Raw genomic sequence first — 26,328 nt, 5'->3', positions numbered from 1 at the left:
CAAGGATGAATGATGGGCCGGGGCCTGTCCTACCAGCCGCGGAAGCGCTCCCAGACCTCCAGGATATCCGAAGACTCCCGGTTAACCACATGGTAGCGGGCATGCTGGGCGCCGGTGGCGCAAGCGTGGTTCGGCAGGATGCGCAGCATGGCGCCGATAGGCAGGTCCGGTGTTTGTGCAGGGTCGCCGGAGCGGTGCGCGATCACGCCGTGTTCCTGGTTGGCGTCGACCATCAGCAGATCCGGCAACAGCTCGCCGCCAAGATCGCAGACCAGGCCGTAACCCTGGTCCTGCGGCTGCCTGCTGGTGCCGCGGTCGCGCGACATGGCCATCCAGCCGGCGTCGGTAATGATCCAGCCTTTTTCTTTCTGGTGCCCGATCACCGTGGTGAGCACGGATAGCGCGATGTCTTGCTGGCGGCAGACACCCAGGCCTGCCATCACCAGGTCGCCGAACACAAACACGCCGGCGCGCACTTCGCTGACGCCATCCAGGTTGTCGGCGAACATGGCGGTCGGCGTCGAACCGATGCTGACTGCCGGGCACACGATGCCGGCCGCGCGCAAGCGTTCTGCGCAGCCGACCGCGGCATCGCGTTCCTGCTGCGCCATCTGCCTGATGGCCGGTATCGAGCGGCAATTATAGGAATTACCGGCATGGGTGATGACGCCAGCCAGATGCTGGCCGCCGGTGGCCAGGCAACGGCCGATCTCGAGCAGCTCCGGCGAATCGGGAACCACGCCTGAGCGGTGGCCGTCGGAGTCGATTTCGATCATTACGTCGAAACACATGTTTTCCTGCCGCCCTTTGTCGCACAGGGCCTGGGCCATCTCCAGGCTGTCCAGGATCAGCGTCAGCCTTACCCCCTGCCGCCGCAGCCGGATCACGTGATCGAACTTGCCTGGAACAATGCCGACCGCGTACAGGATATCCGTGAAGCCATTGGCTGCAAAATATTCGGCTTCCTTGAGCGTCGAGACCGTGATCGGTCCGCTGACTTGCCCTAGCGTCGAGCGGGCGACCTGGATCGACTTGCTGGTCTTGACGTGCGGCCTGAACGCCACATTGAAACGAGCCAGGCTGGTCCGCATGCGGGCGATATTCTGTTGCATGCGGTCCTGGTCGAGGACCAGGGCCGGCGTTTCAAGGTCGGCCAGCCGGCGCGCCGGATGGAGCGTGGAATCATTCATGTCATTTCCTCGGTTTATCTGGTTTCGGCGAACTGCAGCAGGTCCGAGATCTGCGCCGACTCCGCCAGCGGCGCCGGCGCGCCGGCAGGTGCTGCCAGGCCGATGCGGTTGTGCCAGAAGGTATCGAGGCCGACCTGCGCGGTGCCGAACATATCGTAGGCGGACCCGGCGACAAACAGCACGCGCTGCGCCGGCAAGTCCAGTTTCTCCAGCGCCAGCCGATACGGCCGCGGGTCAGGCTTGTAAAACCCGGCCTGCTCCGACGTCACCACCACCTCGAATGGGACACCGACCCTGTCGGCTGCCAGCTGGCCCAGCCTGGTGGAACAGTTAGTCACCACCCCAAGCCGATGATTCTGCTGCAAACGCGCCAGCGTTGCGGTTACCTCCGGCCACGGCTGGAGACTGCGCCAGTTGCGGTCCAGCTGTTGCGCCAGCTCCGGCGCCAGTCCGACGTTCTGCGCCGCCTGCGCCACCAGTTCTTCATAAGGCTGATAAGCACCGCAACCATAGGTCAGCCGCAGGTATTCGGCGCGCCAGGCGCGCCCGGCCTGCTCCGAGCCGGCGGTATGGTTCCAGACTGTCCAGGAATCCAGCAATGCTGTCAGCAGGTCGAACAAGATTGCCTGATATTTTTGCGCCATGTCAGCCCCGATCCAGTTGGTATGGCTGAATTATCGACGGTATCGCCAAGATTGTGGTTAAATCAAACACATGGCTAACTTAAGTTTTACTTAATAATGATCCCGGTCGACGATATTCGCTTTTTCATGATCGTGGTAAAAACCGGCAGCCTCGCCGCCGCCGCGCGTGAAATCAACGTGACCGCTTCCGCCGTGACGCAGCGCCTGCAGCAGCTGGAAGCCAGGCTGGGCGTGCGCCTGATCGACCGCTCCACGCGGAACATGAACCTGACCGACGAAGGCCAGCTGCTGGCAGAAGAAGGCGCGGCGATTTGCGAGCGCAACGATGCTCTTTTTGAAATGCTGAAAGCACGGCAAGGCATTGTCGCGGGACATCTGCGCATCAACGCCCCGTTCGGCTTTGGCCGCCGCTACCTGACGCCGCTGGTGGCGCAATTCCAGAGCGACCATCCGGGCGTCAAGGTTTCGCTGATACTGCTCGACCGCATTAGCGCCGGCGAAGCGCACAAGGCCGACATCACGTTCCACATCGGCGCGCTGGCCGACTCCAGCCTGGTGCGCTACAAGATCGGCGCCAATGCGAGAATCCTGTGTGCGGCCCCATCCTATATCCGGCGCATGGGGTCGCCGGCCGATCCGCAATCGCTTGCCGGCCACCAGTGCCTGGTATTGCAGGAAAACGATGAAGACGTGGGCCTGTGGAAGTTTGGCAAAGGAACGCTCAGCCACAGCGTGCGGGTCGATCCCATCCTCAGTTCCAACGATGGCGAAGTGGTGCACCAATGGGCGCTGATGGGGAAAGGCATCATGATCCGTTCCGAGTGGGACGTCGCCGAAAACATCCGGCGCGGCAAGCTGGTGGCGCTGCTCCCCCAGTGGAATATCGCGCCGGCCGACGTCATCGCGCTGGTTCCGCAGCGCAAAGGCATGTCGGCGCGCGCGAAGAAATTCATCGAGTATGCGCTGCGGCAGTTCGGCCCGGTGCCGCCCTGGCGGATCAAAGGTGGGCCATGACAGATTCGGCGCCCATCTGTGCCCGGTTTAATGATCGAGGATCAGCAAATCGTCAAAGCTGAATCCACGCACCCTTACCGTATTCAAGGGCAGCGCCATTCCCAGCCCGTGCCGGATTTTTTTGCGCAAGCGCATGATCATGGTGTCCAGCCGGTTTTGGTCGTAACTCAGGTAATGCTCGCCGAATTCACCGATGATCCTCCTTCTGGACGCCACCTCGCCGATTTCCAGCATGGCAAAGGTTTTGACCAGGGTAAACTCCAGGCTGGTGAGCTTGATCTGGTTATTGTTCGGCGCGGTCAGGGTGCGCTGGTGCATGGACAGCCGCCAAGGCAGCGTGATGCCGCGCGTCAGGTTGGCAATATCGGGCGGGAACGGATGCGTGTGATCCATCTGCAAAATGGTGATCGACCTGTTTTGCTCGCTCGGACTCTGCCCTGCCAGCAAGGTGGCTGAAGTCTCGCTCCAATTGATCTGATAACCAGCGCTGCTGAAAAAATCGCAGATCTCATTTTCATTTCGCGTGTCATCTTTCAGGAGAAGCAACGTCATCATTTTTTGCCCCAACAAAGTAGATTCATGGCCACATGTTGACTCATGGAAATACTGTTATCATGACAATTCATGACATTTTCTATAGTTTTCTGAGGAACATGGCCCTGCGCCGGGAGGTGACTCGGTTGCGGATGCGCCATAAAACCAGACAATTACAGCCTTGGATGCAAATCCACCGACATCTGGCCATGAAACCCCGTTTTTCATTTGGTCGATCAACGGCCATATAAGCCGCCAGTTCAGCGAATCGCCGGCGCCTGCCCATGTCAGCAACCGTCAGTTTCCCGGCCGATGCCGGGCCTATTCTTTTTACGATCTTTGCGATGTTCAGGCCGCGCATGAAAGCGAAAAGATCCGGCGCGGCCGCTTCCCGCCTGGCGGGCGATAGCGACAACCGGCCTGAATGAACGGCATGGCGACGCATCTACATGAAAGGGAATCGGCATGAAAATCGAAGACATGAACCAGAACAACTGGGGAATATGCGGTTTTGTCGCGGCCGTCCAGGCCGCCAACCTGAACCATAAAAAGGGAGGAGTCATTGCGGCCGACACCTATGCCACCTTGTTTCCCCTGATCGAGAATTTTTGCCGGAACCATGCGGACCGGTCTGCAGCGCTGCTTGATTTCTCGAAGGTTTTCGGGAATGTATATGCTTATCGCAGCCTGCAAGACGTCACGGACAAAATGCGCGGCAACCACGCCATGGATGCGCAGGTCGGCATTGCGATGACGGCGGCCGCGGTCAGCCTGCTGTGCAAAGACCTGGGATTCCTGAACTATGACTTTCATGCCACAACGGCGAGCAGCAACACCTTGAATCTCGACAAACCGTTACCGTATAAGAACGCGATTTACGGCTTGGGGAAAAAAGACAATCAAAGCAATTACCGGTACGGCCTGTTGCACTGGGTCTATGTCGATCTTCACGGCGATGTTTTTACGTGGGGAAAAAAGGGAGCGGACGCCATCAAAGCCCTGAAAGACAACGGTTATGACAAGCTGACGCATTATCTGCCTGCCCTCAGCTAAACCTGCCGCCGACACCAGGCGGGCAAACGGATGCTCCAATCCGGCGCCCGCTTTTCCTGTTGCCGGAAATTCTGCTTAACTTCTTATGCGCCGCTGCATGCCGGAACTGAATCTCCTTATTCCGGCCGTCACCAGGTAGGAAAACAGAAAGAACCAGACCATCGCATACAGGTAAACCCACAGCATGATCTGCGTGGTGCCGGTGGCGTTGATTACGGTGTTGCAGCGGCTGAGCAATTCAGGCACGCCTATCACCGACGCCGCAGAGGACGCCATGACAATGATTACGCAAAAATTGCCCAGGTTCGAGATGAACAGCAGCGCATCTTGGTATCTGCCGCGCCGCCATTCCAGGATCGTGCTCAACAGGTTATCTGAAACAAAACCCGCCACGGCTAGCGCCAGTGCCAGTGCCGCTTTCAGCCAGGACGGGAAAGGCAGGCTGAGGCTCGAAAACGGCAACGTCAATGATTCCGGCAGCATGAAGACCAGGTAAAACTGGAAAACAAACGTCGGCACATTGCGCATGAGTTCAGTCAGGGCCGAACCCGCAAGAGCCCATTTCCGATGGCTGGACAGCCGCAGCAAGACCAGCAGCCCGCCGCCGACCGTGCCGATAGCCAATGCCAGTACGGAAATCAGGATGTTCCATAGGAATCCGGTTGCCAGAAAGGGAGTCCACTCAAACAGTTTTTTTCCGATTTCAATCGATTCCACGGCACCACCTCTGTTCCATCCATTGCAATACACGCAGCACGACGAACACCAAAAGCAGGAACAGCAGCATCAGGGTATTCATCACGGTAGCGACGGCCCCATGTTCGGCAATGATCGAAGTCGATACCGACAGCAATTCAGGCACTGCGACGGCGCTGGCCATCATGGTGGCCTTGGTTACATTCACCAGGCACGCCAATATCGATGTCGAACAACGACTCACAAGCGGCCGCAAGGTGTCGAACGTCAGGCGAAATCCCGGATTGCGCAAACGTTCCTTGTCGCCGGCGTTTTCCAGGATATGCAGCAGGCATGAGCCGGTGTACCAGCACAGGCACAGCACGACAACCAGAAAGGAATTCAATTGCACTCCCCAGCTGGCGGCCAGCAAACCGCCTATGCCAAAAACCAGTACATAAATTTGCAGCAAAGGCGGAGTCAGCCTGCCGATCAAGGCCAGTCCCTTGAGAAACCGGCTGAGCAGCAGGATTTTCCGTTCCACGGCCAGCGCCAGGGCCACGCCGCTGGCGAGGCTGCCGAATACGCAAGAAACCGTGAGCGCGAGCGTGATGCATAAAGCGCGTAAAAACTGGTCGCGCTCATACTCGTCGTAGACGAAGGTGAGGTTGATGCCGGTTTTTTCCTTGAGCCGCAATCCCCATTGCTGCAGGCCGGTGGTTTCAGTAGAGGTAATGAAAACGGGATTGCGGCATGCCAGCGGCCATTGACCGTTCGCCAGGCGCCGGCAAATGAATGCGCCCTTCTCGTCTTTTTTATTCCACAAGGCGTACATCTCGGCCAAAAACACGGAAGGCGGCATTTGCCATTTTTTTTCCAGGCCGAGCAGGACACCCTGTCGATGCCAGTCCGCCACGGTATCGCCGATAAACATTTCCAGCGCGCCGCCTTTTTCAGAACGTGCAATGGCGATAGCCCACGGCGTCAGCAGCTGCGGCGGCAAAGTGGATTTGTAGCCTTTCCATTCGCTCGACAACAAATCGCCGGCGATCGCGGTGTTGTCGAACAGCCAGCCGGCGCAACGGCCGTCGCGCACTCCCAGCTTGGCGTCGCGGCCGCTTGGAAACACCTGCAAATCCAGCAGGTAGCGGGTAGCCATGGCGCGGTTGAAGTAGCTGCCCTGGGTGGCGCATACCTTTTGGCCGCGCAAATCGGCCCAAGCGCTCAATTTGCTGTCCGGCCGGGTCATCAGCGTCACGCCGGAAGAATAGTAGTTCGGTTCGACCAGGTCGGCGATTTGCCGCCGCTCGTAGGTGTCGCCCAAGGTCGCGATCATGACGTCTATCCTGCCTTCGTCCAGCACCTGCATGCGGTTGGCGCCCGTCACCGCCACCTTGTGCAGGACGACGCCGAGGCGATGCGCCAGGTCCTGCGCCAGGTCGTGCTCAAAGCCGTGGAGCGTGGCATCCGCCGAGAGCATACCGAAAGGCGGATAGTCGGTCTTGACTCCCACCACCAGCACGCCACGCTTGACTATCTGGTCCATGCGGTTTTCGCCATGCGCCGCTCCGGCGGCCACCAAGATAAATGCAAACAGGCAGGCACGACCCGCTTGCAGGCAGGGGCGCACATTTGTTTTACCTTGCCTCATACAGGGTCCGCGAGCACCCGCATGCCATAGCCGAGCTGCGCCGGAATCCAGGAGCACAGGCGCCGGTCGATGCAGCGCACCAGGCTCGATTGCGTCACCAGCCATTCGGGAAACAGGCTTTCAGGCTGGCACTCCATGATGGCGAATCCAGCTTCAGCCAATTCCTCGCGCAGGGTGCGCAATGAGTAGAGATGATAGAAGAACGTCAGGTTGCGACCCTCAATGCGCCTGGTAAACCGAATATTGCCCGCTTCATCCTGGGGTGGTGCGGCATATCCCATGGCTCGCGCCAGGCTGTATTTGAGCAATTCCCACGGCCTGCGCCGGAAAATCGACGGCACCGACAAGATCAGCTTGCCGTCGGGCCGGATCAGGCTGCGCATTTTATGCAGGGTCTGCAGCCGCAAGTCGCGCTCGACCACGTGCGACAAGACGCCGAACAGCATCAGGATCGCGTCGTAGCTGGCATACCTGTTCAAGCCGTCCAGGTTGTCATGCACAAAGCTGACGCGCTCGCGATGAGGCGTGCTGCGCAACTGCGATTCGAACTCCGCCAAGGAGGCGGCGGAAATATCGTAGGCAGTCAGGTGGGCCTTGGTTTTTTCCAGCAAAGCCAGTGAATAGCGGCCGTTTCCGCAGCCAAAGTCGAGGATCTGGCTGACGTCCGCCAATCCGTTCTGCAGCAGATAGGCCATGGTTGCGATATTCGGTTCCGGATAACGGCGGCGATATCCTTCGCTGAGATAATAATGGTCGTAAGTCGCTTGCATTGCTCTGCTGATATCGTCCGCTGACATGGCTGGGCTCCGGTGTGGGCTGGCAAAAGTTCGCTGCGTGCTAAAGCTGCTTGAGGTGTTTCAGTTCGGCCAACACTTCCGGCAACCCTTGTTCCTCCCGCTCTATTGCGGACTCGACTTTCTCCACAAGAAACCGCGCCAGCGGAGATAAAGGCCGGCCTTTCCTGATGCCCCATCGCAGCCAGCAAAGCAGCAGGTGAGCAAGAAAGGACAGGGTGAGGCTGCGGATTTTTTCAAGCTGGATGAAAACCCTGTATATGCTCAGGAAGAACCAGATCCCCAGCAGCGGCGCCAGGTAAGCGTCGAGGATGCTGGCGGCCGCAACCGGGAAGGTGGAAAAAATCCAGGGCGTGCCCTTGCGATAAAATTCATTGACGAATTCGCTGGTATGTATCGCAGTGCTGCTGTATTTGGGAAATTCGTTTTCGCCATTAACGTAACTGCTGCTGCGATGCACCTCCCACATTGCTTCCAGCAGCGCGTAGGTGGTGGCGGGAGGCAGGTCTTTTTTGGCGATGACTGAAATGCTTGCGGCCAGCAGCTTCACGTCGCGGGCGGGGATTTTTCCTTCCAGGTCGAAGATCCCGTTGGGCAGGGTCACTTCCTGCAAGAAGGGAAATCTCCTGACGATGGCCGCCTGCTGCTTCATCTCTGCCAGCGCCAGGTGCTGGTTCTTCGCCAGTTCCGCCATCAACTCGCTTTCCGCTCCCAGGATGAACAGGCCGGCGTCGAATTTTTCCTGAACCAGCTGCGGAATGCCGCTGCCGATCGAAAGAAAGCTGAGAGGCGTATTGTTGCGGTCGATGCCGTATAGAGCGAATATGCTCAGCAAGGTCTGGCTGGTAACGCTCTTTTCAGGAGGAAGTACCAGGCGCAGCCCGCGCAGGTCGGCGAACGATTGAATGCGCCCTGCCGCTTCCTCCTTGCGATTCACGAAAATGAAGATCGGCTGCAGCTGGATCTCTCCGAGCGATATCAGGCTGCCCGTATTCTTCCCGTGCAAGTCATTTGCGACAAAGCCGATATCAACATGCGCCGCATCGTCAGCCACCTGGGCCGAAATTTCATCGGTATTTTGAAATGGAATGATTTCAACCTGGTAGTACTTTTTCTCCAGTATTTTTTTATACTGGAGCGCTATCGCATAAAAACTCCCGCCCTCCGGACCGGCGGCAATCCTGATCTGGCGCGCGGGCACGGCTTTGAATGTGGCGTACAGCACAATCAGAACCAGGCTGAGGAAAAGCAGCAGTCGCGCAAGCTGCATTTTGTTTTTTTGCATAGATGGAATCCGCGCAGGACTACGGACAACACATGGACAGGCGCACAAAAGCTAAACGCTCCTGTGCGCCGCGGCTTATTGAAATCAGCGGTCAGCCTTGAGTTTCAGGCGGTAGGCATTTTTCTTGCTGGCCACCAGCGAATCAGTGACTATCAGGCTGCTGGAATATCCCACCAGGTCCTGCAGGTTGATGGCAGCCAGGCTGCGGCCGTCGATCCAGTCGGTATTGGAAAAACGATGGATCGCAACCCGGTTGTCATCCGTATATTTGGCCAGCGCCACCACCGCCTCCGTCAACCTGGCCAGGCCGCCCCTTGCATTCAGGGTCTGCGCCGACACGGTGAATTTGCTGCCTTCGTTGCTGAACTCGAGGACGGTCATCACATGCACCACGTTCCTCAATGCATCCCAGCGTTTTTCATCGAAGCTGCGCGGCTTGTTGAGCTCAAAATCATTGCCGGGCTCGTCGCTGCGCAAGAATCCCACCGGGCCTTCAAACAGATTGACCGGCGCCCACACCACCCCCGTCAGCAACGGGGCAGCGCTTGGATAGCGGATTTTCCCGAGCGCCTTTCTCAAGGCGACCTTGCCGACATCGGCATCGGCTATGTCGCTGTCCGGCGCCTGGGTGATGGCGACCAGCGCCTGTAAGTACTGCTGTGGAATGATGTGATGCCGGGAGAAATTCGTCCTGACCCAGTTAAGTCCGTTAGGCACGGCCGCAGCTGGCGGATTCTTCGCCGCCAGCGCGGTATCGGCGGCGTTGAGCAGTTCCGCCGACCAGGTGATCGCAGTGGGAATGTCCGGACGCGCCGCAATCGGAAGCTCGATCAGGCCGCTAGTTTTTCCGGCCGCAAATGAAGATGCGCCTGCAAGCATGAGAAATACCGCGAACAGCCATTGCTGCAGCACCCTGACGGTGCGATTTCCTGATGCTGGTTTCATGGGGATATCCCTTTCAAGTTGATGGAAAAACCGATGACGCCGCTGGTTGACACAGGAGAGGCGGCGTCATGCTTCACAGGCTAAGGGAGGAAACCGCGGCGTCCCTGACCAAATCTGCTCGCGGCTTGAGTAAGGCGAGCAGGCGAGTCAGGCAAGGCAGGAGAAATGGTCAGAAATGGTTAGGAGGGAAATCGCGCCGATTCGTATGCTTGCGTCTGAACCCGGCAGAACGGAGTCGCCGCCGATTCACATCCCTCAAACAAAACTGGAGTAACCATGGCCAACTTGACCAGCCTGGAAGATATGGTGCTTGCAATCGCCGGATCCATCATGAATGCGCAACACATGGTGGAAAAAGCGCAGGTAGCGAACATCGCCTCTTTCTTTACCGAAGATAAGCAGCCCACCACCATCGAGCTCAAACTGCCGGCCATACACAGCACCGCCAAGCCGGGCGACATGCTGCATTACCGCTTGCCGCTGCTGTCGCTGGTGCCGCACAGCTCGCTCATCATCGGCGAGGCGGAGATCGATATGGACATGGAACTGGGTTCGTTTGAGGAACATGAACGCAGCGGCCACAACGAATCGATCATGAGCCAGACCGGCGCCGCCGCTCCGGCGACCAGGAAAGCCGGGCTCATGGTCAGCCCTGCCAGCGCCAATAACGGCGCCAGGGACAGGAATATCGCGCACATCAAGCTGAAACTGCAGGCCACGGAAAAGACAGACGGGCTGGCGCGCCTGCTCAATGACGTGGTGAAGGAACAGGGTCCAACCGGACTGGTGCAGGACTAATCAAGAAAAGGAGCGCAACGTGAGTATGGATCGCTTTCGTTTAACTGAAATGCGTTTTATCAAACGTATCGTGGTTGGCAATGACAACCCGCAAAACATCCGCACCGAGGCCGAGGTCCAGGAGGCCATGGACCTGGTGAACCGCTGCCTGAGCGGAACACCGCGCGGATTCATCCTCAATGTGGAAAAATGCTTTGGCCTGTATAACATCGGCGAACACCAGGTGGTGCTGCAATACGCGGTGTACCACCTTGGTTTTGCGCGCAAGCCGCTGCACCTGGACTAGCCATGACAGCCATCACCGTGCCGCTCGACGGATTTTGCGAGGAACTCCAGCGTGTCTACGAACAAGCCAACAGCGACCTGTCCGCCATCTCCGAACAGAAAGGCGCAGATGCAACGGGGGTATTTTCGTACCGCTTGCCGCACCAGGCGACATACGGCTTGCAAGCCATTCCCTACAGCGCATTCCACCGGAATCACGGGTATCGCTTGCAGGAGCTTGACTTCAGCATCCCCTGCTACCTGACGGCCAGGAAATTCGGCAAGGAATCGCAAACGGTGCTCATGCTCCAGGCGCCGAGCTGGTGGCAGAAAATGCGCCATCCCCATGTCTTGAAACATCTTGAAATTCACGTCGCCAAAGACGGCGCCCACCTGCTGCTTGGTCCAGGCACGTCGCCGCGGCCGAAACGCAGCAGCCGCAACTGGATACTCCTGCTGACAGAGAAGCAGCAATCCACATTTGCCAGCCTGATGCCAGGCGCTCCCAGGTGGCGTTCATTGCTGGAAACGTGGCGCAAATCCTGGTTCCGCAAAACCAAGTAAATCCTGTTGCGGATCATTGCCTGAATTTGATTTTTCATCTGCAGAACGGTTATCGAATGACGGGTCATCCCGTCATTTTTTTTGCAAAAAAATATCCGAATTGTTTTTTTTGGCTTGCCTCTCTTTCCAATTTTTCCGCGCTCCGACAAAAAGCGATGCGACAGGAAATGTCACGAAGCCATTGTTTGCCAATCCTAAGATTGTACCGAGCGCGCCATGCGCGACTCGGCGCCATGCGGCACTTGTGCGGCATGGCTTTTCCCGACCCGCTTGGGTCATTTCTCTAGGAGTAAAACAATGTCTGAAATCATCGATATGGCTTCCCAGTTCAAGGGCTTGCCAATGGGCGACCTGATCGGCAGTCCGTTGACTGCCGCTTGCGACGCCCAGATCAAGCTGGCGAATGCGACTGCCAATTTCATCAAGTACATCGGCTTCCTGCCGCCGGCTGCAAGCGATCCGAACGGCGTAGGCGCAACGCGTACGGCGCACTTCGCCTTCACCCGTCCGATCGCCGACCCGACCGACGCCACCAAAACGATTGAAGAAAGCGTTTCCCTGGATGTGCCTTTGCTGGCGATCGTCAAGGTGCCGGCGCTGTCGATCACCAAGGTGGATATCACCTTCGACATGGAAGTGAAATCTTCTTTCGCGTCCAAGGAATCGACCGACGCCTCGGCCAAGATGTCGGCCGACATGAAATTCGGCTGGGGCATGTTCAGCGCCACGGTGCACGTCGAAGGTTCGGTTGCGACCCACAAGGAAAACACCCGTACCTCCGACAATTCCGCCAAATACCATGTGCAAGTCCTGGCCGAAGACAACGGCATGCCGGAAGGCCTGGCACGGGTGCTGGATATCCTGCAATCGTCGATCCAGCCGAAGTCGAACGGCACCAAGCCAGTCATCACTCAATAAAATTCAACGCGATATCAAACAAGTGAATCTGTGCACGGATTTACTTGTTTTTCTTTCCGAGGACACTATGCCTGCCATCTCCCAAAACCAGCTCGCCAGCCTGCTCGGCACCGCAGCTGACAACCCCCGGGTCACCGTTTGGCTCGATCCCATCAACGCCGCGTTCACAGAATGGTCGATTGGCACGCCGCATCGCCAGGCGGCATTCCTGGCGCAAATCCTGCACGAATCGGCGCAGTTCAAATACCTGTCGGAGAATCTCAATTATTCGGCGGCGCGGCTGCGCCAGGTATGGCCGCGGCGCTTTCCGACTGACGGCAGCGCGTTGAAATATGCCAGCAACCCGGAAAAACTGGCCAACAATATTTACGCCGACCGGCTCGGAAACGGCGACGAAGCCAGCGGCGACGGCTGGAAATATCGGGGCCGCGGCCTGATCCAGCTGACCGGGCGCGACAACTACGAGCGCTGCGGAAAGGCCTTGGAACTGGATTTGCTGGCGCAGCCGGAACTGCTGCAGGAACCGGCGGGCGCTGCCCGCTCGGCCGCCTGGTATTGGGCCTCGACGGGACTCAACGAACTCGCCGACCTCAAGCCTGACGGCAATGCCAGGGAAGATTTCGTCAAGATTTGCCAGCGCGTCAACGGCGGCAATGTAGGCCTGCAATCGCGGCTGGATTATTGGGACAAGGCGATGCAGATCCTTGCGCTCAAATAACGTGGGTCAAGGGAACGGTATTGCAGCACGCGGCAGCAGCGAAAGCATACGTTGCCGCCGCGTACATAGCTATTACCCTTCGGATCGACTTGAATCGTCATTTCACATGCTTGGCGCGCTTGTGCCTTGTCAAGTTTGCCTGTGTGCTATATGCCTTGTCGCAGCCTTTTTCCTGACACGCAAACATGTCCTTCTTGGCTTTTTTTGCTGGACCGCCGGCATTGGCTTTTTTTCCGGGCGGGCGCTCCCTCTTCTTGGAATCGGCCTCGCTGCTTCCGGAAACAGATCCTGTCGATTTGGATTTGGGAGAGCTTTCTCGTTTCCTCTTGGGGCCAGATTTGCCGTCGCCCGCGCTCGAGCCGCCTGGCAATGCTGGCTGGCCTCCCTGTTGCTGCGGCTGCGGTCGCGGCAGCAGCCTGATGTAATGACCTCCTGTATTGCGTATGGCTATGGCGGTTCCCAGGTTCACAGCCGCAAGAACCTGATCCGCAGTTCGAGTACCTATGCCCGCCGCATTACTGATCCCCCTGAACAAGGCATTGCCTGGTTCGAGCAGATATATCGTTTGCCCTGCATTCAATCGCGTCCAGGCGCGTATTTCAGGATCGCCGCCCCATACGCCGCTTACACCCATGTATTGCTGATAGAGCGCCAGCGAAATACCTTGGGCGCGCATTGCGTCATACGCCAGCCGCGCCTGCCGCGCCGCGGCGCTGGCACCGCCCAGTTGCCGCAATTCGTCAAGCGGCGTGTTTACCACATCGGCCATCTGCAGACCGGCGACTACATTGGCGCGAATCGCATTGGCGCTCTCCAGATTGACATTGTCCGGAGCCGCCAGTGCAGCAAACAGGCAGTTGCCATCAGTTAGCTGGGCACCGTCTGCAAAGGAGCGATTGATTGCCGCTATCGCCGCGCCTTGCAGCCGGGCTCTTTCTGCAGCATTTAATGCATCTGTCACGATAGTCCGCTGTGCTGCGTCGACGCGTGCTGCGTAGTCCGGATTGCGCTCTACCCAGGCGCGCGCAAGCCTTGTCCTGTAATTCATTTCCTCTTGCCACAATACTCCCGCGCCTAGACCGCTGTTCTGCACCCAGCGCAATTCTTCCTGCTCGACGTCTTCCTCCCATGTGAAAAACATGAGGGCGCGAGGAATAATGACGTTCTTCAGGCGTGCATATACCGTCTCCGCTGGAACTTCATCCAGTGCCATCAGCATATTTGCAGTGCTTTGCGAGATATGGGGATAAACAGGGTGCGGCCTGTTCCTCAATACCATATAGGCGATCAGATGTGCCTGCACGCCATGATTGCGCTCATCGTAGTGATCCAGAACAGCGTCCGCCAATTGATCCTGCCCTCCCAGCGCTACAGCGGCCCGCGCACTTTGCTCCTGCAAGTTCAGGCGCGCGATAAAATCCGCATTAGCCAGCAACGAACCTCGCACAAAACCGGAGCCTTCTTTTGCTCCCTGGGATTGGCTGCTGGTTGTATCATCTTTTTTCTTGCCAGCAGAATCCGGCGTCAGCAATTCTGACCCGGTAGCCGGCTTTTCACCTGCGTCTTTTGACGACGCCGGCGCCGTGCGCATTTTCTCCGTTATTTCAAGCACCAGCCGTTTTTTTAAAGCCAGTACCTGCTTGAATACATCCGTATTCGTGGTTGATTCCTTGTCCCGTTTTCTCCGCAAATCGTCCATGTCTTTCCTGAGTTCCTTGGAAAGCCATTCCGGACGCTGGCCGATATACTTCAGCATCTCGTCGACCAGCCACATGTCTTCCATCTGGATGGCTCCGCCCAGGCTGATTTTGGTCTGTTCAGCATTGACGCTCTCGATTGCCCCCTTCATCTTGTCGCCGGCGTGAACTTGCATGAATTTGAGGGCATCGGCTTCGCTAGCGATAGCTGGAATTTCTTCTACCAGGCCTGAATCACCCTCTTTTTTCTTGATGCCTCCTGTTGCCTGGGCTGCAAACTGGTTTTCCCATTCATCTGCCGGGGTCGACTGATCCCGGTCCTGGTCAAACAGTGGCAAAGGAATATCGCCAAAACCCTGCCTGCGCAGCACCAGGTACGCATAAGCGCGGCTTATGCGGCCATTGCCGTCATGTAAAGGATGCAGAACGCTTAATTGCTGCTGAATGCGTGCGGCCAATTTGGCGCTCTCGGTCAACTTGCTTCCTTCTTTGCTGCTTTCCTTGGCGACAGGGGCGTTTATCGCCGCCATGTTTTCGGCGCCTCGGTCCAATATCCCTTGCAACGCCGATCTCTTGTCTTCGTTTTGATAACCGACCTTGCTTTTTTTTGTCTTGGCTATCTCGGTTTTCTGGCGTTTCTCGATTTTTTCGATTGCGGCGGCTGACAACGGCACCTGTGTCCCATCCGCAGTTCCCCCCGCCAGGCTCATAAGCAGCGTCTTCATCTGCCCCGCGGCCTCCATATCCGCCTTTAGCAGCTTGCCACTTTTTTTACCACCTGGCACCTGTGAAATTTTGTAGATATCTGTTCCATTTTTTTCCGATCCGTTCTCCTTTATTGCCTTCCAGCGACCTGTAATCAATTGCTTTTGCTTGGCAGTCAAACGTAGCTTGAACATATTATCGGCATCCGAAAATTCCGCTCCCGCCCGCGCAGCAATTTGCGCAAACAGCTCTCGCGAGAGAGTGCCGCCGATCGAATACAGATCATCCACCAATAGCCCATTTTCTATCAATGCCGTTTTGTCTTTGTCAGGCAGTTCAAGCGCCTCTCCCCAGCTGCCGGGATCCTCGCCCGCCACGATAAACTTGATTTCCGCAGGGCTGTTTCCCAACAGCCTGGCGGCAATCTGAGTGAACCCTTCTACCGACCAGATGTTTATATCGTCGTTGGTGATCACGTCGTGCCATGCCTGGGCAGTCTTTTTGCCGTATGGGAAGGCAAAGCTGGCATCTGCCTGGCCCTCTATCCTGTCACCGGTATTATTTGAAATGAACCAGGCTTGTGTTTCCGCATCCACTTCCAGTTCGGAAAATTTGGTAATCCATTTATCGCGCCTGTTCAACAACGCTTCCTGGCTGGTTTGCACGGCTTTGTCATCGCGCCGGTCCGCCTGCTGCCGGCTGATCGCTGCTCCTTGTTCGACCATGGTGACCTGGCGCGTAACATTGGCGCCAAAATCGCCTTCCTCGATCGACAGCACCTTGAAAGTCGCTCCTGCTCTAAACAGGATTTCCCGTTGCCCTTGCCCCACGCCTGGCACGACTGCGCTGATGGGAATGCCGTTATGGCCAGTGGCATAGATCTTATACCGGTCGGCGCCGTCCGTATTTTTTGAAAAAGCGACAGTTCCGCCTGCCGCTTCGCTTGCGCTCATGGGGGTTCCCTGGCTGAACAGGTAGCCAACCCGCAAACTGTCGTTACGTGGATAAGCGCCATATAAAGTGCCCTTGACCGGCGTGATTTTCGCCAGCAGGGAATCCAGCAGGCTGATATTTGCGATTGGCGATTGTTTACCTTTCGCGTCAGCCGTGGTCGCTATTGTCGCCAGCACATCCGAATCCATATTGCTGTTGTGGCTTTGCACATTTGAACCACCGCTTGCCCATTTCGTGAGAATGTCGAATTCATCAAGGTTTTTTCTCAGATGCGCAACTTGCGCTGCTCTTTGCCGCAAGAATGGCGCGTCTTCCCTTAACAATTCTTCCAATCCGGCTTCATTCAACCAGTCAATCGGGGGCTGCCCTTTGGTTATGGCGGATTTCTCCGCGGTCGTTTCCGTTTTTTCCGTGGCTTTGTAGGCGGCAATGCTTTTGTCGGGGTCGCCTCGCCTGACATTAAATACGGCGCTCAAATATTTGCCGCCGTCTGCAATGCCGGCGTCTTTGGCCACCTGCTGAGGATTCGCCGTAGAAACGGCCAGATGACTAAATAATGCGACGATAAAGTCGCTATAGGTTTTTGACTGTTTTTTTGCCGGGGGCACCTTCGCCTGTGCTCGCAATTGGCTGTTTCCCAATTCGACTTCGGCCAGCAATGCGGCGTTCAATACTTTTAGGTTGCTTTGGTTCTCCAGCAGGAAGCGTTTTTGCCTGTCCAGCAAATTGTCCCAAGTCGTGTAATCGACCGTCGGCAGTTTTTCTTCAAATTCAGCCGGATTGCGCGGATCCCATTTGCGCCCATCATCGTCGTCTTCCACGCGCGCAGCAGGAAAAATCACCCCGGCGTTGCTTCGTACCGACTTCCTGTGTATATCCAGGCCGGCCCGTTCCGTCATCGGTATGTTCGATCCGGCCTTATTCAAGGCGGCCAGTTCCGCCTTGTCATCCAGGGTCGGGCGCAGTCCCACTGTTCCCAGCGCGCCATAAGGCGCTATGCGTTGCCAGGCCAAATCAATGTTATCCGGCAAATCCACCTCATCATCGCTCGCTTCCGCTTCTATCCATGCCTGGCGCACCTGGTCGAACGATATCTTGGGGGAGGTTTTCTGGGCCGCTTTCCATAACTTTGTGAGATAAGTATTTTTTGTATATTGCGTTTCGACTTTATCGGCGAAATTGATGACCCTCTGCACCGGCCCTGCCTGATTGCCCGGGATCGTGTTCAATGCCGTGAACGGATGCATGGCGGCGCGTGCAGGAACTAGCGGCATTGTTGAAAGCGCCGCACCTAGCCGATCTGCCTCATTCTCCAGGCCCAGCTCATCGTTCAGCGCCACCCCGTGAACCGCGGTCGTCGGCGCGACCCTGCCCTGCGCCTGTTGCACTACATGCCAGGCCTCATGCGGCAAATGCCGTTCCTGACCCGGCGCGACATGAATCTCTGTCCCCCGGGTGTAAGCCAGGGCATCCAGCTGGGCCGGCTGCGGCGAGTTGTAATGGACTTTGACGTTATCGAGCGAAAGGCCGGATAAATCCTCGATCCCGAACTTCAGGTTGTCCGGTAAGCCGGTATTGTTGGATATAACTGAGAGGTGCTGCGGCAGCGCGGCTCCGGCGATATCCTTCTCGGCCCTCTGCACGATGCCGTTGCTTATTTGTTGTAGCGGGAGCGATGGGGATTCTCTGCTGGCGGGGAGCCGCTGCGATGCTGCCTCTGCATTACGGCCGTAGCGGGGCGCGCCATCACGGTCATCATCGTCCCTGCGCCGCAAGGGACTTGCCGCATAACTGTAATTGCCAAATGGCATGGTAAAAATATCCCCGCTTGCCGGCGCTTCGTGTTCCACGTCTTGGCCCGGCGAGACCAGGGATTGGGCTGGCGCTGGTTCCAGTGCGGGCTTAACTGCCATGGGCAACACTCCCTTGGAATCGTTGGAGACTGGAGAGGCAAGGACGGCGATCGTTTTTACGCGACAGGCTAAGCTTACTACGTAGCCGCCGATCATCATAAACCATAATGAATGGCTTCCCCATGTTGTACCGGGGCGAGATATGCGACGCAGGAAAACGGCCGGGACGTGTTTTACCGGACCATGCGCAGTGGATTAACCGCGAGGACGACGAGCGGGAAATGACTGGAATCGAGGCGCGGATTGATGAAAATATCCCCGGGTTATCCCTGGGATTTTCATTGCTGGCTTAACTTATTGATTTAAAACAGGAATTCTGGTGGGAAGTACAAGTTTCGAACTTGTGACCTATCGCGTGTGAGGCGATCGCTCTACCCCTGAGCTAACCTCCCGGAGAGGCCGCTATTATGACATAGAATTTCCGGTAAATAAAGCAGGCGCTGAGACGATGCAACACATTTTCCCGGCCCCTGCTCCGCCGGCCTTACTGGCGCTTGGCTTCCAGCACGCCTTTTACCTCGCGGATCACGGTCAGCGCCTTCTGCAGCTGGGCGGTGGAGGCGATTTCCGCGGTGAACGCCATCCGCGCGTGGGCCTTGGCGCTCTGGGTGCTGACGCCGATGACGTTGATTTTCTCGCGCAGGAACACTTCCGAGATATCCCGCAGCAAGCCCTGACGATCGCTCGCCAGCACGAAGATATCGACCGGGTAGACGGTTTCCGCTTCCGGCGCGCCCCAGGTGGTCTGGATCACGCGTTCCGGCGCCTTGATGCGCATCTCGGCGAAATTCTTGCAGTTTTCGCGATGGATGGAAACTCCCTTGCCGCGCGTGATGAAGCCGACCACCGGATCGGGCGGCGCCGGTTTGCAGCACTTGGCCAGCTGCGTCATGAGGCCGTCAGTGCCCACCACCAGCACCCCCGACCTGCCGCCATGCGCCACGCTTGAGGCGCGGCTCTTGCGGGTAATCGCGGCTTCTTCCAGTTCGCTGCCGTGCTCGGCCGATTTGGCGCCGGGGTCGTCGTGCAAGGCTTGCTCGACGTGGCGCAAGCTGAATTCATCTTTACCTATCGCCAGCAGCAGGTCTTCCAGCTTGGCGAATTCGAGCTTGCGCGCCAATTCTTCCAGGTTGACCGCGGTCTTGCCTTCACGCTGCAAGGTCTTGTCGAGCAGGCTGCGGCCGCTGGCCAGGGTCTCCTGCTGTTCGATGGCGTTGAACCAGGCGCGCACCTTGGAACGGGTGCGCGCGCTGGCGGCGTAACCCGGCGTCAGCCAGTCGCGCGAGGGGCCAGGACCAGCGGCGCCGGGAGCGTTCTTGGCGGTGATGATTTCTACCGTCTGGCCGTTCTTCAGCGGCGTATTCAGCGGCACCATGCTGCCGTCCACCCGCGCGCCGCGGCAGCGGTGGCCGACGTCGGTATGCAGGTAGTAGGCAAAATCGATGGGCGTGGCGCCGCTCGGCAGTTCGATCACGCGCGCTTGCGGCGTCAGCACATAGATGTGGTCGTTGAGCGTGGCCTGCTTGAGCTTTTCCAGCCATTCGCGGCGGCTGTCTTCATGCTCGACCACCGCATCCACCACTTCGCTTTTCCAGGCCAGCAGCTGGCGTAGCCAGGCGATCTTTTCGTCGTATTTCTGCGCCGAGAAATTGGAGCCGCCGGCTTCCTTGTAGCGCCAGTGGGCCGCTACCCCGTACTCGGCGAAATGATGCATTTCGTTGGTGCGTATCTGCACTTCCAGCGCCCGGTCGTCATCGGCCAGCACCACCGTGTGCAGGGACTGGTAACCGTTCTGCTTGGGGCGCGAAATATAATCGTCGAATTCTTTCGGGATCGGCACCCAGATGTTGTGGACGATGCCGAGCACGGTGTAGCAAGTCTTGACGTCGTCGACGATCACGCGGAAAGCGCGCACGTCGTACAGCTCGGAAAAGTCGAGCTCCTTGCCCTGCATCTTGTTCCAGATGCTGTAAATGTGTTTCGGCCGGCCCGAGACTTCGGCCTTGATGTCGGCCGCCGCCAGCTCGCTGCGCAGGCGGGTGATGGCGGCGTCGACAAAACCTTCGCGTTCGATGCGCCGCTCTTCCAGCATCTTGGCGATGCGCTTGTAGGTGACCGGATCGATGAAGCGGAACGACAGGTCTTCCAGTTCCCACTTGAGCTGCCAGATCCCGAGCCGGTTGGCCAGCGGCGCATACAGGTCGAGTGTCTCGCGCGCGTACTGGCTGGTGCGCTCGTTTTCTATCTTGTGCTCGGAAAAATAACGCAGCGCGGTGACGCGCGAAGCCAGCCGCACCAGCACCACCCGCATGTCGGTCGCCATCGCCAGCAGCATCTTGCGCAGGGTTTCCACCTGGCTGGCGGCTTGCTGGGCGGCGTTCTTGCCGCGCATGACTTCCTGCGGCAGGCCGAAGGTAAAACCGTGCAGCCGCATCAGCTGGCGGATACCGCCGACCAGGTCGGAAATCTCCTTGCCGAAGCGCTGTTCGATGGTGTCGGCATAACTGGCGTCGAGCAGGGGCAGCTCGAACAGCAGGCCGGCGATGCGGGTTTCGACATCGGTATCGAGCAGCGCCAGGATGCTGGTGACGCCTTGCGAAAAATCGAGCGTGCTCTGGCCGGTGGTGATGACGTTGTCGGCGTACAGCGGCTCGACGAATGCCAAGGCGTCGAGCACGCGTGCGCTGTCCTCGGCACTCAAGCCGGCGGTGCACAGCTGGATTTGCGTAGCGCGTTGTGTTGCAGTGAGCGAAACCATGCTTACATCTTTATTTTTGTGCTGCGACCACGATAATTTCTATCAGGATTTCCGGACGCGCCAGCTTGGCTTCCACCGTCGCCCGCGGCGGCGCATTGCTGGCGGAAACCCAGCTGTCCCAGACCGCATTCATGCCGTCGAAATCCTTGACGTCGGCCAGGTAGATCTGGCAGGACAGGATGTGATGCTTGTCGCTGCCGGCTTCCACCAGCAGGCGATCGATATGGCCGAGCGATTCGCGCGTCTGGCCTTCGATGTTCTGGGTGGTGTCTTCGGCCAGCTGGCCGGCCAGGTAGATCGTGCCGTTATGGATGGCGACTTCCGAAAGTCTCTTGCCGACGTGCAGGCGCTGGATAGTCATATTTCGTCTCCTCGATTAAACAATAAATAAGCAATAAATAAGCAGTAAACAAGCAATAACAAATCAACCGATCAAGAAGTCGGTGACGACTTTTATCTGATCGATATGCAAAAAGGTTGGAGCATGGCCGACGCCGGCCAGTTCCACCAGCTTGGCTTTTGGCCCGCTTTCCGTCATCAGGCGGGCAGTCTCGACGGACAGCAGGTCGGATGCGGCGCCGCGCACCAGCAAGGTGGGACAGGTGATCGCCTGGTAGGCTTTCCACAGCAGCTGTTCCGACAGCTTGAAGACTTCGGCGCTGGTCGAGATGAAAGGCTGGGCCAGCTTCAGGTCGTAATGGCGGATCCACTGGCCATCCGCGTTCTGGCGCAAGACGTCGCTGGCCAGCTTGTGCCACTCGGCGTCGGTATGCGGGCCGAACGATGCCGAAATGGCGCGCACATAAGCGGCGGCTTCGTCGAATGTGGCGAAACGCATGTCGGCGCCGATATACTCGCCGATGCGCCCCATCGCCTCGGCATTCAGGCTGGGGCCGATATCGTTCAGGACCAGCTTGCGTATCGGGTTTTCCGGCAAGGATGCAAGGCCGATGCCGATCAGGCCGCCCATCGAGGTGCCGACCAGGTCGACGGTTTCGGCATTGAGCCGCGCCAGCAGGGTCACCACATCGTTCAAGTATTGCGGCAGCACGTAGTATTGCGGGTCGCGCAGCCAGTCCGAGCGGCCGCGGCCGACCACGTCCGGGCACACCACGCGGTAGGTATCGCAGACGGTGCGCGCCAGCTGGTCGAAATCGTCCGACACCCGGGTCACGCCGTGCAGGCACAGCAATACGTTCGGATTATGCGGATCGCCCCATTCCTGGTAGGCCATTTTATGCAGGCCGGCGGGCGAAATGCACTGGACAGACTTGTGGGTTGGTATGGTCATTGCAATCCCGTTTCGGCAAAACTTGATGGGTGGCGGCAAGCAAAACGGCGGTCAGACAATATGTTTTGCTTTGCGTATATGCAACATCTTATCGCATATGACGCTACCCTTGCACGCCGGTCCTCACAGACGGTCAGTAAAATCCGGATTTTTGCCCTGCTCCCCGACCATGCGACGGTCGTAACTGTAGCTGTTTGTAACAGCTGGGCGGCAGCGCAGATCGCAGGCGTATCATTCGCGCTGCGCCGCACCTCCTTCTCAATCACTGCCCTATTGTCTGTCACCGCATGTCTTCGCTTCCCGTTTCATTCATGTCAATGCGCAAGGTAATTCCCAGTTCGCAACGGCATATCAAAAAAGTCATTTCCAGCCTGGTCGTGATTTTGATGACGATCGGCGCCACGGGTTGCGCCATTGAACCGGTTGCCATGTCGCCTCAAACCGCCGAGCGATTGAAATCCCAGCCGCCGATCCGATTCCTGCTGACTTTCGACGATGGCCCGGCCAGGCCAAGGACGGACAATTCGACACTGTCCATACTGGGCACGCTCGCGCGCAATCCGCTGCAACCCGGCGTCAAAGCCCTGTTTTTTGTGCAAACCCGTTCGGCCGATGCCGGCGAGACGGAATTCGGGCGAGATATCTTGCGGCGCGAAGTCGATGAAGGACATTTGCTGGGTTTTCACACCGCCACGCCGCATCATGCCAACCATCGCTTCCTCAGCCCCGACGCATTCGAACAAACGCTAAACGATGGCATTGCCGACATTGTGTCGATTCAGGGAAGTCCGCCGAAACTGGTGCGGCCGCCGTTCTGGAACTACGACAAACGTACGTTTGCCGCTTACCAGCTGCGGGGCATGCACATGCTGCTGACCGACCTGAGCGCGAACGACGGCAAGATATATGGCATCAAGGGCAGCCTGAGAAGACGTTCCAACATGCTGCATCTGCTGACCGCCGTGCGCGAGCGGATTGCCGCGGGCGAGTTGCCGGCGGTCGATGGAAGTATTCCTGTGGTGGTGAGCTTTCACGACATCAACAGCTATACCGCCGACCACATGGCGGAATATCTGCAAATACTGATGGATTGCGCGCAAGCGGTCCAGCTGCCGACTGCAGTCAAGCCGTTTTACGACGACAAGGCTGCGCTGGAACGTGCGGCGCTGGCAAGAAGCGTACGGGACAGCACGCAGGCTGTGCGCCTGCCCGGATTCTGGAACTGGCTGTGGGAATAGGTAAAAACACCAACGCCGCTCGACAATAAAAAACGGCGCCTGACACGCGATCCGTGCCAGGCGCCATTTTCCAGATGAATTTCAGTGCAGCGCGCTAAGGTCCAACGGCGCACCGGTCTGCTCGATGATGTCCTGCTGGCTCACGCCCGGCGCCAGTTCGACCACTTTCAAACCTTGCGGCGTTATATCCAGCACACCAAGATCGGTGATGATGCGGTTGACGACGCCGACGCCTGTCAGCGGCAGGTTGCAGGCCTCGAGGATCTTGTGCGAAGTCGAGCCATCCTTGCTCTTGGCGACATGCTCCATCAGCACCACCACCCTGCCGACGCCGGCCACCAGGTCCATGGCGCCGCCCATGCCCTTGACCATCTTGCCCGGGATCATCCAGTTCGCCAGGTCGCCGTGCTGGGATACCTGCATGGCGCCGAGTATGGCGATGTTGATTTTGCCGCCGCGTATCATGGCGAACGAATCCGCCGAGCTGAAATACGAGGATCCCGGCAGCGATGTCACGGTCTGCTTGCCGGCGTTGATGAGGTCGGGATCGACTGCATCGTCGGTGGGGAACGGTCCTATGCCCAGCAAGCCGTTTTCCGATTGCAGCCAGACTTCGATTTCCTGCGGTACGTGGTTCGCCACCAGGGTCGGCAAGCCGATGCCGAGGTTGACATAAAACCCGTCTTGCAATTCCTTTGCCGCGCGCGCGGCCATTTCGTCACGTGTCCAAGCCATGTTGTTCTCCGTATTCTGTGGGTTATGCCGTGCGAACGGTGCGCTGTTCGATCCGCTTTTCCGGCGTCGCATTGACCACGATGCGGTGGACGAATATGCCGGGCGTATGCACCTGATCCGGATCGAGCTCGCCGACCTCGACCAGATGCTCGACTTCCACCACGGTGATCTTGCCTGCCATGGCCACGTTCGGGTTGAAGTTGCGGGCCGTCTTGTTGAATATCAGGTTGCCGCTGCGGTCCGCCTTGTAGGCCTTGACCAGCGAAATGTCGGCTACCAGCGAACGTTCCATCACGTACTTGGCGCCGTCGAATTCGCGGATTTCCTTGCCTTCGGCGACCAGCGTGCCGACACCGGTCTTGGTGAAAAACGCCGGGATGCCGGAACCGCCGGCGCGCAGCTTTTCCGCCAGCGTACCTTGCGGCGTGAATTCCAGCTCCAGCTCGCCGGCCAGGTACTGCCGTTCGAATTCCTTGTTCTCGCCGACATACGAGGCGATCATTTTCTTGATCTGGCGCGTCGCCAGCAATTGCCCCAGCCCGAAACCGTCGACCCCGGCATTGTTCGAAATCGCGGTCAGGTTCTGCACCGCCGAATCGCGCAGCGCCAGGATCAGTGCTTCAGGGATGCCGCACAGGCCGAAGCCGCCTACGGCGATGGTCTGGCCATCTTTGACTATGCCGGCCAACGCGCTTGCCGCGTCAGGATAAACTTTGTTCATGCCAATGCCTCCTGTTTGTGTAAACTCCAACTATTATTGCTTTACGTGCAGTCTGTTAGCATATGACGAAGCGCTGCTTCCAACAATACCGTAAAAATACGAAACCAACACCAGACTGATCCGACAAGTGCCCCTGCCTAATTTAGCCGTCGACTACGAAACGATTTTTGCCCATGCGCCGATCGGCATGTGCGTCTCCGAACGCCGCATCATGCAGGTATGCAACCTGGCGCTGGCGCGCATGTTCGCCTACCAGCCGGGAGAACTGAACGGCCAGTCGTTCCAGGTACTGTATCCGACCCAGGACGAGTTCGAGCGCACCGGCGCCCGCATCGTTCCTATCATGAACGCCAAGGGCATCTATTCCGACGAAAGAATCATGCGGCGCGCCAACGGCGAGCTGTTCTGGTGCCATGTCACCGGCCACGCGCTGGTGCCGGAAGACACCCATGCCGCAGGCATCTGGACCTTTGAAGATTTGAGTGAAAAGCGCCGCGCTTCATCCACGCTGTCGCCGCGCGAACGAGAAATCGCGGCATTGCTGGTGGAAGGCAAGACCAGCAAGCTGATCGGCAAGCAGATCGGCCTGAGCCCGCGCACGGTGGAGATGCACCGCGCCAACCTGATGAAAAAATTCACCGCCTCGACCTCCAGCGAACTGGTGCACCGCCTGCTGGGCATTGCCCAGAGCGAAGGCGCTTAGTGGGCTAAGCCACCGGCGCCGGGTTGGTCAGCAACTGGCGTAGGTCTTCAGGTAGAGGTATCGATTTTTCCAGGTCGAAATCGACCCAGACGATCTTCGCCGTGCCTTCGGCAAACACCACTTCCGGCAGGTCGGCGCGGCGGATTTCGTAGCTCGCCTCGAAACTGGAGCGGCCGACGGCGCCGATATAGGATTTGACTTCGACTTCGCAGGGATATTTCAACTGCCGCAGGAAACTGCATTGGGCGTTGACCAGCACCGGCCCGTGGCGCGAATCGAAGTCGCTGCCGATCTGCAGCAGCCATTCTATGCGCGCCTGCTCCATGTAGCGGAAATACACAGTGTTGTTGACGTGGCCCAGCGCATCCATATCGCCCCAGCGCATGGCGATGCGTGTGGTATGAATGTGTTTTCTGTTTTCCATTGCACTAACTTTCCTGAATACGGTAAATTGGCGTCCTGCAAGCGAGGAACAGCACTAACCCGCCGTTGAAACCTAGCATTCTGCCGCAAAATCCCGGACAATTAGCACATCCGTTCGAAAAATTAATTATAGGTAAAGAGAC

General features: G+C 57.9%; 24 protein-coding genes and 1 tRNA gene. 9 read left to right on the top strand and 16 right to left on the bottom strand.

Going from position 1 to position 26,328, the window contains the following annotated elements; genetic code table 11:
• Positions 1-29: 29 nt before the first annotated feature.
• Together CFU_RS08435 and CFU_RS08430 are read right to left on the bottom strand one after the other, a co-directional pair.
• Positions 30-1,190, bottom strand: a complete 1,161-nt coding sequence (locus CFU_RS08435) for a DSD1 family PLP-dependent enzyme (protein ID WP_014005617.1) — start codon at positions 1,188-1,190, stop codon at positions 30-32.
• Positions 1,191-1,204: 14 nt separating this feature from the next.
• A complete protein-coding gene (locus tag CFU_RS08430) occupies positions 1,205-1,834 on the bottom strand; it encodes an HAD-IA family hydrolase (protein WP_014005616.1) in 630 nt (209 codons plus the stop codon).
• A 96-nt stretch (positions 1,835-1,930) separates the two neighbouring features.
• Between CFU_RS08430 and CFU_RS08425 the strand changes: the two genes are divergently transcribed.
• Positions 1,931-2,848, top strand: coding sequence for a LysR family transcriptional regulator (locus CFU_RS08425; RefSeq protein WP_014005615.1), 918 nt, complete (start codon positions 1,931-1,933; stop codon positions 2,846-2,848).
• Between the two features lie 27 nt (positions 2,849-2,875).
• Here CFU_RS08425 and CFU_RS23245 read toward each other — a convergent pair whose 3' ends face one another.
• Positions 2,876-3,403: a winged helix-turn-helix domain-containing protein gene (locus CFU_RS23245; protein WP_050808516.1), complete on the bottom strand. Its 528-nt coding sequence runs from the start codon at positions 3,401-3,403 to the stop codon at positions 2,876-2,878.
• A 444-nt stretch (positions 3,404-3,847) separates the two neighbouring features.
• On the opposite strand from CFU_RS23245, the gene CFU_RS08415 reads away from it, so the two are divergent.
• Entirely contained in the window at positions 3,848-4,435 is a 588-nt protein-coding gene (locus CFU_RS08415) for a hypothetical protein (protein WP_014005613.1), read from the top strand.
• A gap of 75 nt (positions 4,436-4,510) precedes the next feature.
• Here the strand turns inward: CFU_RS08415 and CFU_RS08410 are convergent, their stop codons facing one another.
• From CFU_RS08410 to CFU_RS08390, 5 genes are all read right to left on the bottom strand, one after another.
• Entirely contained in the window at positions 4,511-5,152 is a 642-nt protein-coding gene (locus CFU_RS08410; protein WP_081466437.1) for a hypothetical protein, read from the bottom strand.
• Positions 5,139-6,656, bottom strand: coding sequence for a transporter substrate-binding domain-containing protein (locus CFU_RS08405; protein ID WP_190275234.1), 1,518 nt, complete (start codon positions 6,654-6,656; stop codon positions 5,139-5,141). The genes CFU_RS08410 and CFU_RS08405 overlap by 14 nt, the downstream gene beginning before the upstream one ends.
• Positions 6,657-6,757: 101 nt before the next feature.
• Positions 6,758-7,558 carry a class I SAM-dependent methyltransferase gene (locus tag CFU_RS08400; protein ID WP_014005610.1) on the bottom strand — a complete coding sequence of 267 codons (801 nt, stop codon included), beginning with the start codon at positions 7,556-7,558 and terminating at the stop codon, positions 6,758-6,760.
• A 40-nt stretch (positions 7,559-7,598) separates the two neighbouring features.
• Entirely contained in the window at positions 7,599-8,840 is a 1,242-nt protein-coding gene (locus CFU_RS08395; protein WP_014005609.1) for a TAXI family TRAP transporter solute-binding subunit, read from the bottom strand.
• A gap of 84 nt (positions 8,841-8,924) precedes the next feature.
• Positions 8,925-9,785: a hypothetical protein gene (locus CFU_RS08390; RefSeq protein WP_014005608.1), complete on the bottom strand. Its 861-nt coding sequence runs from the start codon at positions 9,783-9,785 to the stop codon at positions 8,925-8,927.
• Positions 9,786-10,061: 276 nt separating this feature from the next.
• Between CFU_RS08390 and CFU_RS08385 the strand changes: the two genes are divergently transcribed.
• The 5 genes from CFU_RS08385 to CFU_RS08365 all read left to right on the top strand — a co-directional run bounded on the left by CFU_RS08385 (position 10,062) and on the right by CFU_RS08365 (position 13,047).
• Positions 10,062-10,583, top strand: coding sequence for a DUF2589 domain-containing protein (locus CFU_RS08385; RefSeq protein ID WP_014005607.1), 522 nt, complete (start codon positions 10,062-10,064; stop codon positions 10,581-10,583).
• 25 nt (positions 10,584-10,608) lie between these two features.
• Positions 10,609-10,869 carry a hypothetical protein gene (locus CFU_RS08380; protein ID WP_041741555.1) on the top strand — a complete coding sequence of 87 codons (261 nt, stop codon included), beginning with the start codon at positions 10,609-10,611 and terminating at the stop codon, positions 10,867-10,869.
• Between the two features lie 2 nt (positions 10,870-10,871).
• On the top strand, positions 10,872-11,411 hold the full coding sequence (locus CFU_RS08375) for a hypothetical protein (protein ID WP_014005605.1): 540 nt from the start codon (positions 10,872-10,874) through the stop codon (positions 11,409-11,411).
• A 297-nt stretch (positions 11,412-11,708) separates the two neighbouring features.
• Positions 11,709-12,329, top strand: coding sequence for a DUF2589 domain-containing protein (locus CFU_RS08370; protein ID WP_041741554.1), 621 nt, complete (start codon positions 11,709-11,711; stop codon positions 12,327-12,329).
• A gap of 67 nt (positions 12,330-12,396) precedes the next feature.
• On the top strand, positions 12,397-13,047 hold the full coding sequence (locus tag CFU_RS08365) for a glycoside hydrolase family 19 protein (RefSeq protein WP_041741552.1): 651 nt from the start codon (positions 12,397-12,399) through the stop codon (positions 13,045-13,047).
• A 97-nt stretch (positions 13,048-13,144) separates the two neighbouring features.
• Here the strand turns inward: CFU_RS08365 and CFU_RS23760 are convergent, their stop codons facing one another.
• The 5 genes from CFU_RS23760 to CFU_RS08340 all read right to left on the bottom strand — a co-directional run bounded on the left by CFU_RS23760 (position 13,145) and on the right by CFU_RS08340 (position 22,365).
• The gene (locus CFU_RS23760) at positions 13,145-18,316 is read right to left on the bottom strand and encodes an eCIS core domain-containing protein (protein WP_148264788.1); all 5,172 of its coding nucleotides are present in this window, start codon (positions 18,314-18,316) and stop codon (positions 13,145-13,147) included.
• Between the two features lie 317 nt (positions 18,317-18,633).
• Positions 18,634-18,708: transfer RNA gene (locus CFU_RS08355), tRNA-Val, on the bottom strand.
• Between the two features lie 92 nt (positions 18,709-18,800).
• On the bottom strand, positions 18,801-21,074 hold the full coding sequence (locus CFU_RS08350; RefSeq protein WP_014005601.1) for a RelA/SpoT family protein: 2,274 nt from the start codon (positions 21,072-21,074) through the stop codon (positions 18,801-18,803).
• A 10-nt stretch (positions 21,075-21,084) separates the two neighbouring features.
• A complete protein-coding gene (locus CFU_RS08345) occupies positions 21,085-21,435 on the bottom strand; it encodes a RidA family protein (RefSeq protein WP_014005600.1) in 351 nt (116 codons plus the stop codon).
• A 63-nt stretch (positions 21,436-21,498) separates the two neighbouring features.
• Positions 21,499-22,365 carry an alpha/beta fold hydrolase gene (locus CFU_RS08340; RefSeq protein WP_041741550.1) on the bottom strand — a complete coding sequence of 289 codons (867 nt, stop codon included), beginning with the start codon at positions 22,363-22,365 and terminating at the stop codon, positions 21,499-21,501.
• Between the two features lie 428 nt (positions 22,366-22,793).
• Here CFU_RS08340 and CFU_RS08335 point away from each other — a divergent pair, with 428 nt between their 5' ends.
• Positions 22,794-23,603, top strand: coding sequence for a polysaccharide deacetylase family protein (locus CFU_RS08335; RefSeq protein WP_238531417.1), 810 nt, complete (start codon positions 22,794-22,796; stop codon positions 23,601-23,603).
• 81 nt (positions 23,604-23,684) lie between these two features.
• On the opposite strand, the gene CFU_RS08330 is transcribed toward CFU_RS08335, so the two are convergent.
• Entirely contained in the window at positions 23,685-24,338 is a 654-nt protein-coding gene (locus CFU_RS08330) for a CoA transferase subunit B (protein WP_041741549.1), read from the bottom strand.
• 22 nt (positions 24,339-24,360) lie between these two features.
• Positions 24,361-25,059, bottom strand: coding sequence for a CoA transferase subunit A (locus tag CFU_RS08325; protein ID WP_014005596.1), 699 nt, complete (start codon positions 25,057-25,059; stop codon positions 24,361-24,363).
• Positions 25,060-25,246: 187 nt separating this feature from the next.
• Here CFU_RS08325 and CFU_RS08320 point away from each other — a divergent pair, with 187 nt between their 5' ends.
• Positions 25,247-25,762 (top strand): LuxR C-terminal-related transcriptional regulator, encoded by a 516-nt coding sequence (locus CFU_RS08320; RefSeq protein ID WP_050808731.1) that lies wholly within the window; start codon positions 25,247-25,249, stop codon positions 25,760-25,762.
• A gap of 4 nt (positions 25,763-25,766) precedes the next feature.
• On the opposite strand, the gene CFU_RS08315 is transcribed toward CFU_RS08320, so the two are convergent.
• Positions 25,767-26,186 carry an acyl-CoA thioesterase gene (locus tag CFU_RS08315; RefSeq protein WP_014005594.1) on the bottom strand — a complete coding sequence of 140 codons (420 nt, stop codon included), beginning with the start codon at positions 26,184-26,186 and terminating at the stop codon, positions 25,767-25,769.
• Positions 26,187-26,328 lie beyond the last annotated feature (142 nt).

It is taken from the genome of Collimonas fungivorans Ter331 (assembly GCF_000221045.1).
In the GTDB taxonomy this organism is placed as follows: Bacteria; Pseudomonadota; Gammaproteobacteria; order Burkholderiales; family Burkholderiaceae_D; genus Collimonas; species Collimonas fungivorans_A.
Note: the sequence above shows the minus strand (reverse complement) of the source record. Positions and strands in the feature narration are given on the sequence as shown.

What these genes read in the sequence shown, in the direction of transcription:
- CFU_RS08435 (WP_014005617.1), bottom strand. Translation starts at nt 1,190, where the DNA reads ATGAATGATTCCACGCTCCATCCGGCGCGCCGGCTGGCCGACCTTGAA.
- CFU_RS08430 (WP_014005616.1), bottom strand. Translation starts at nt 1,834, where the DNA reads ATGGCGCAAAAATATCAGGCAATCTTGTTCGACCTGCTGACAGCATTG.
- CFU_RS08425 (WP_014005615.1), top strand. Translation starts at nt 1,931, where the DNA reads ATGATCCCGGTCGACGATATTCGCTTTTTCATGATCGTGGTAAAAACC.
- CFU_RS23245 (WP_050808516.1), bottom strand. Translation starts at nt 3,403, where the DNA reads ATGATGACGTTGCTTCTCCTGAAAGATGACACGCGAAATGAAAATGAG.
- CFU_RS08415 (WP_014005613.1), top strand. Translation starts at nt 3,848, where the DNA reads ATGAAAATCGAAGACATGAACCAGAACAACTGGGGAATATGCGGTTTT.
- CFU_RS08405 (WP_190275234.1), bottom strand. Translation starts at nt 6,656, where the DNA reads ATGGACCAGATAGTCAAGCGTGGCGTGCTGGTGGTGGGAGTCAAGACC.
- CFU_RS08400 (WP_014005610.1), bottom strand. Translation starts at nt 7,558, where the DNA reads ATGTCAGCGGACGATATCAGCAGAGCAATGCAAGCGACTTACGACCAT.
- CFU_RS08395 (WP_014005609.1), bottom strand. Translation starts at nt 8,840, where the DNA reads ATGCAAAAAAACAAAATGCAGCTTGCGCGACTGCTGCTTTTCCTCAGC.
- CFU_RS08390 (WP_014005608.1), bottom strand. Translation starts at nt 9,785, where the DNA reads ATGAAACCAGCATCAGGAAATCGCACCGTCAGGGTGCTGCAGCAATGG.
- CFU_RS08385 (WP_014005607.1), top strand. Translation starts at nt 10,062, where the DNA reads ATGGCCAACTTGACCAGCCTGGAAGATATGGTGCTTGCAATCGCCGGA.
- CFU_RS08380 (WP_041741555.1), top strand. Translation starts at nt 10,609, where the DNA reads ATGGATCGCTTTCGTTTAACTGAAATGCGTTTTATCAAACGTATCGTG.
- CFU_RS08375 (WP_014005605.1), top strand. Translation starts at nt 10,872, where the DNA reads ATGACAGCCATCACCGTGCCGCTCGACGGATTTTGCGAGGAACTCCAG.
- CFU_RS08370 (WP_041741554.1), top strand. Translation starts at nt 11,709, where the DNA reads ATGTCTGAAATCATCGATATGGCTTCCCAGTTCAAGGGCTTGCCAATG.
- CFU_RS08365 (WP_041741552.1), top strand. Translation starts at nt 12,397, where the DNA reads ATGCCTGCCATCTCCCAAAACCAGCTCGCCAGCCTGCTCGGCACCGCA.
- CFU_RS23760 (WP_148264788.1), bottom strand. Translation starts at nt 18,316, where the DNA reads ATGGCAGTTAAGCCCGCACTGGAACCAGCGCCAGCCCAATCCCTGGTC.
- CFU_RS08350 (WP_014005601.1), bottom strand. Translation starts at nt 21,074, where the DNA reads ATGGTTTCGCTCACTGCAACACAACGCGCTACGCAAATCCAGCTGTGC.
- CFU_RS08345 (WP_014005600.1), bottom strand. Translation starts at nt 21,435, where the DNA reads ATGACTATCCAGCGCCTGCACGTCGGCAAGAGACTTTCGGAAGTCGCC.
- CFU_RS08340 (WP_041741550.1), bottom strand. Translation starts at nt 22,365, where the DNA reads ATGACCATACCAACCCACAAGTCTGTCCAGTGCATTTCGCCCGCCGGC.
- CFU_RS08335 (WP_238531417.1), top strand. Translation starts at nt 22,794, where the DNA reads ATGTCGCCTCAAACCGCCGAGCGATTGAAATCCCAGCCGCCGATCCGA.
- CFU_RS08330 (WP_041741549.1), bottom strand. Translation starts at nt 24,338, where the DNA reads ATGGCTTGGACACGTGACGAAATGGCCGCGCGCGCGGCAAAGGAATTG.
- CFU_RS08325 (WP_014005596.1), bottom strand. Translation starts at nt 25,059, where the DNA reads ATGAACAAAGTTTATCCTGACGCGGCAAGCGCGTTGGCCGGCATAGTC.
- CFU_RS08320 (WP_050808731.1), top strand. Translation starts at nt 25,247, where the DNA reads ATGTGCGTCTCCGAACGCCGCATCATGCAGGTATGCAACCTGGCGCTG.
- CFU_RS08315 (WP_014005594.1), bottom strand. Translation starts at nt 26,186, where the DNA reads ATGGAAAACAGAAAACACATTCATACCACACGCATCGCCATGCGCTGG.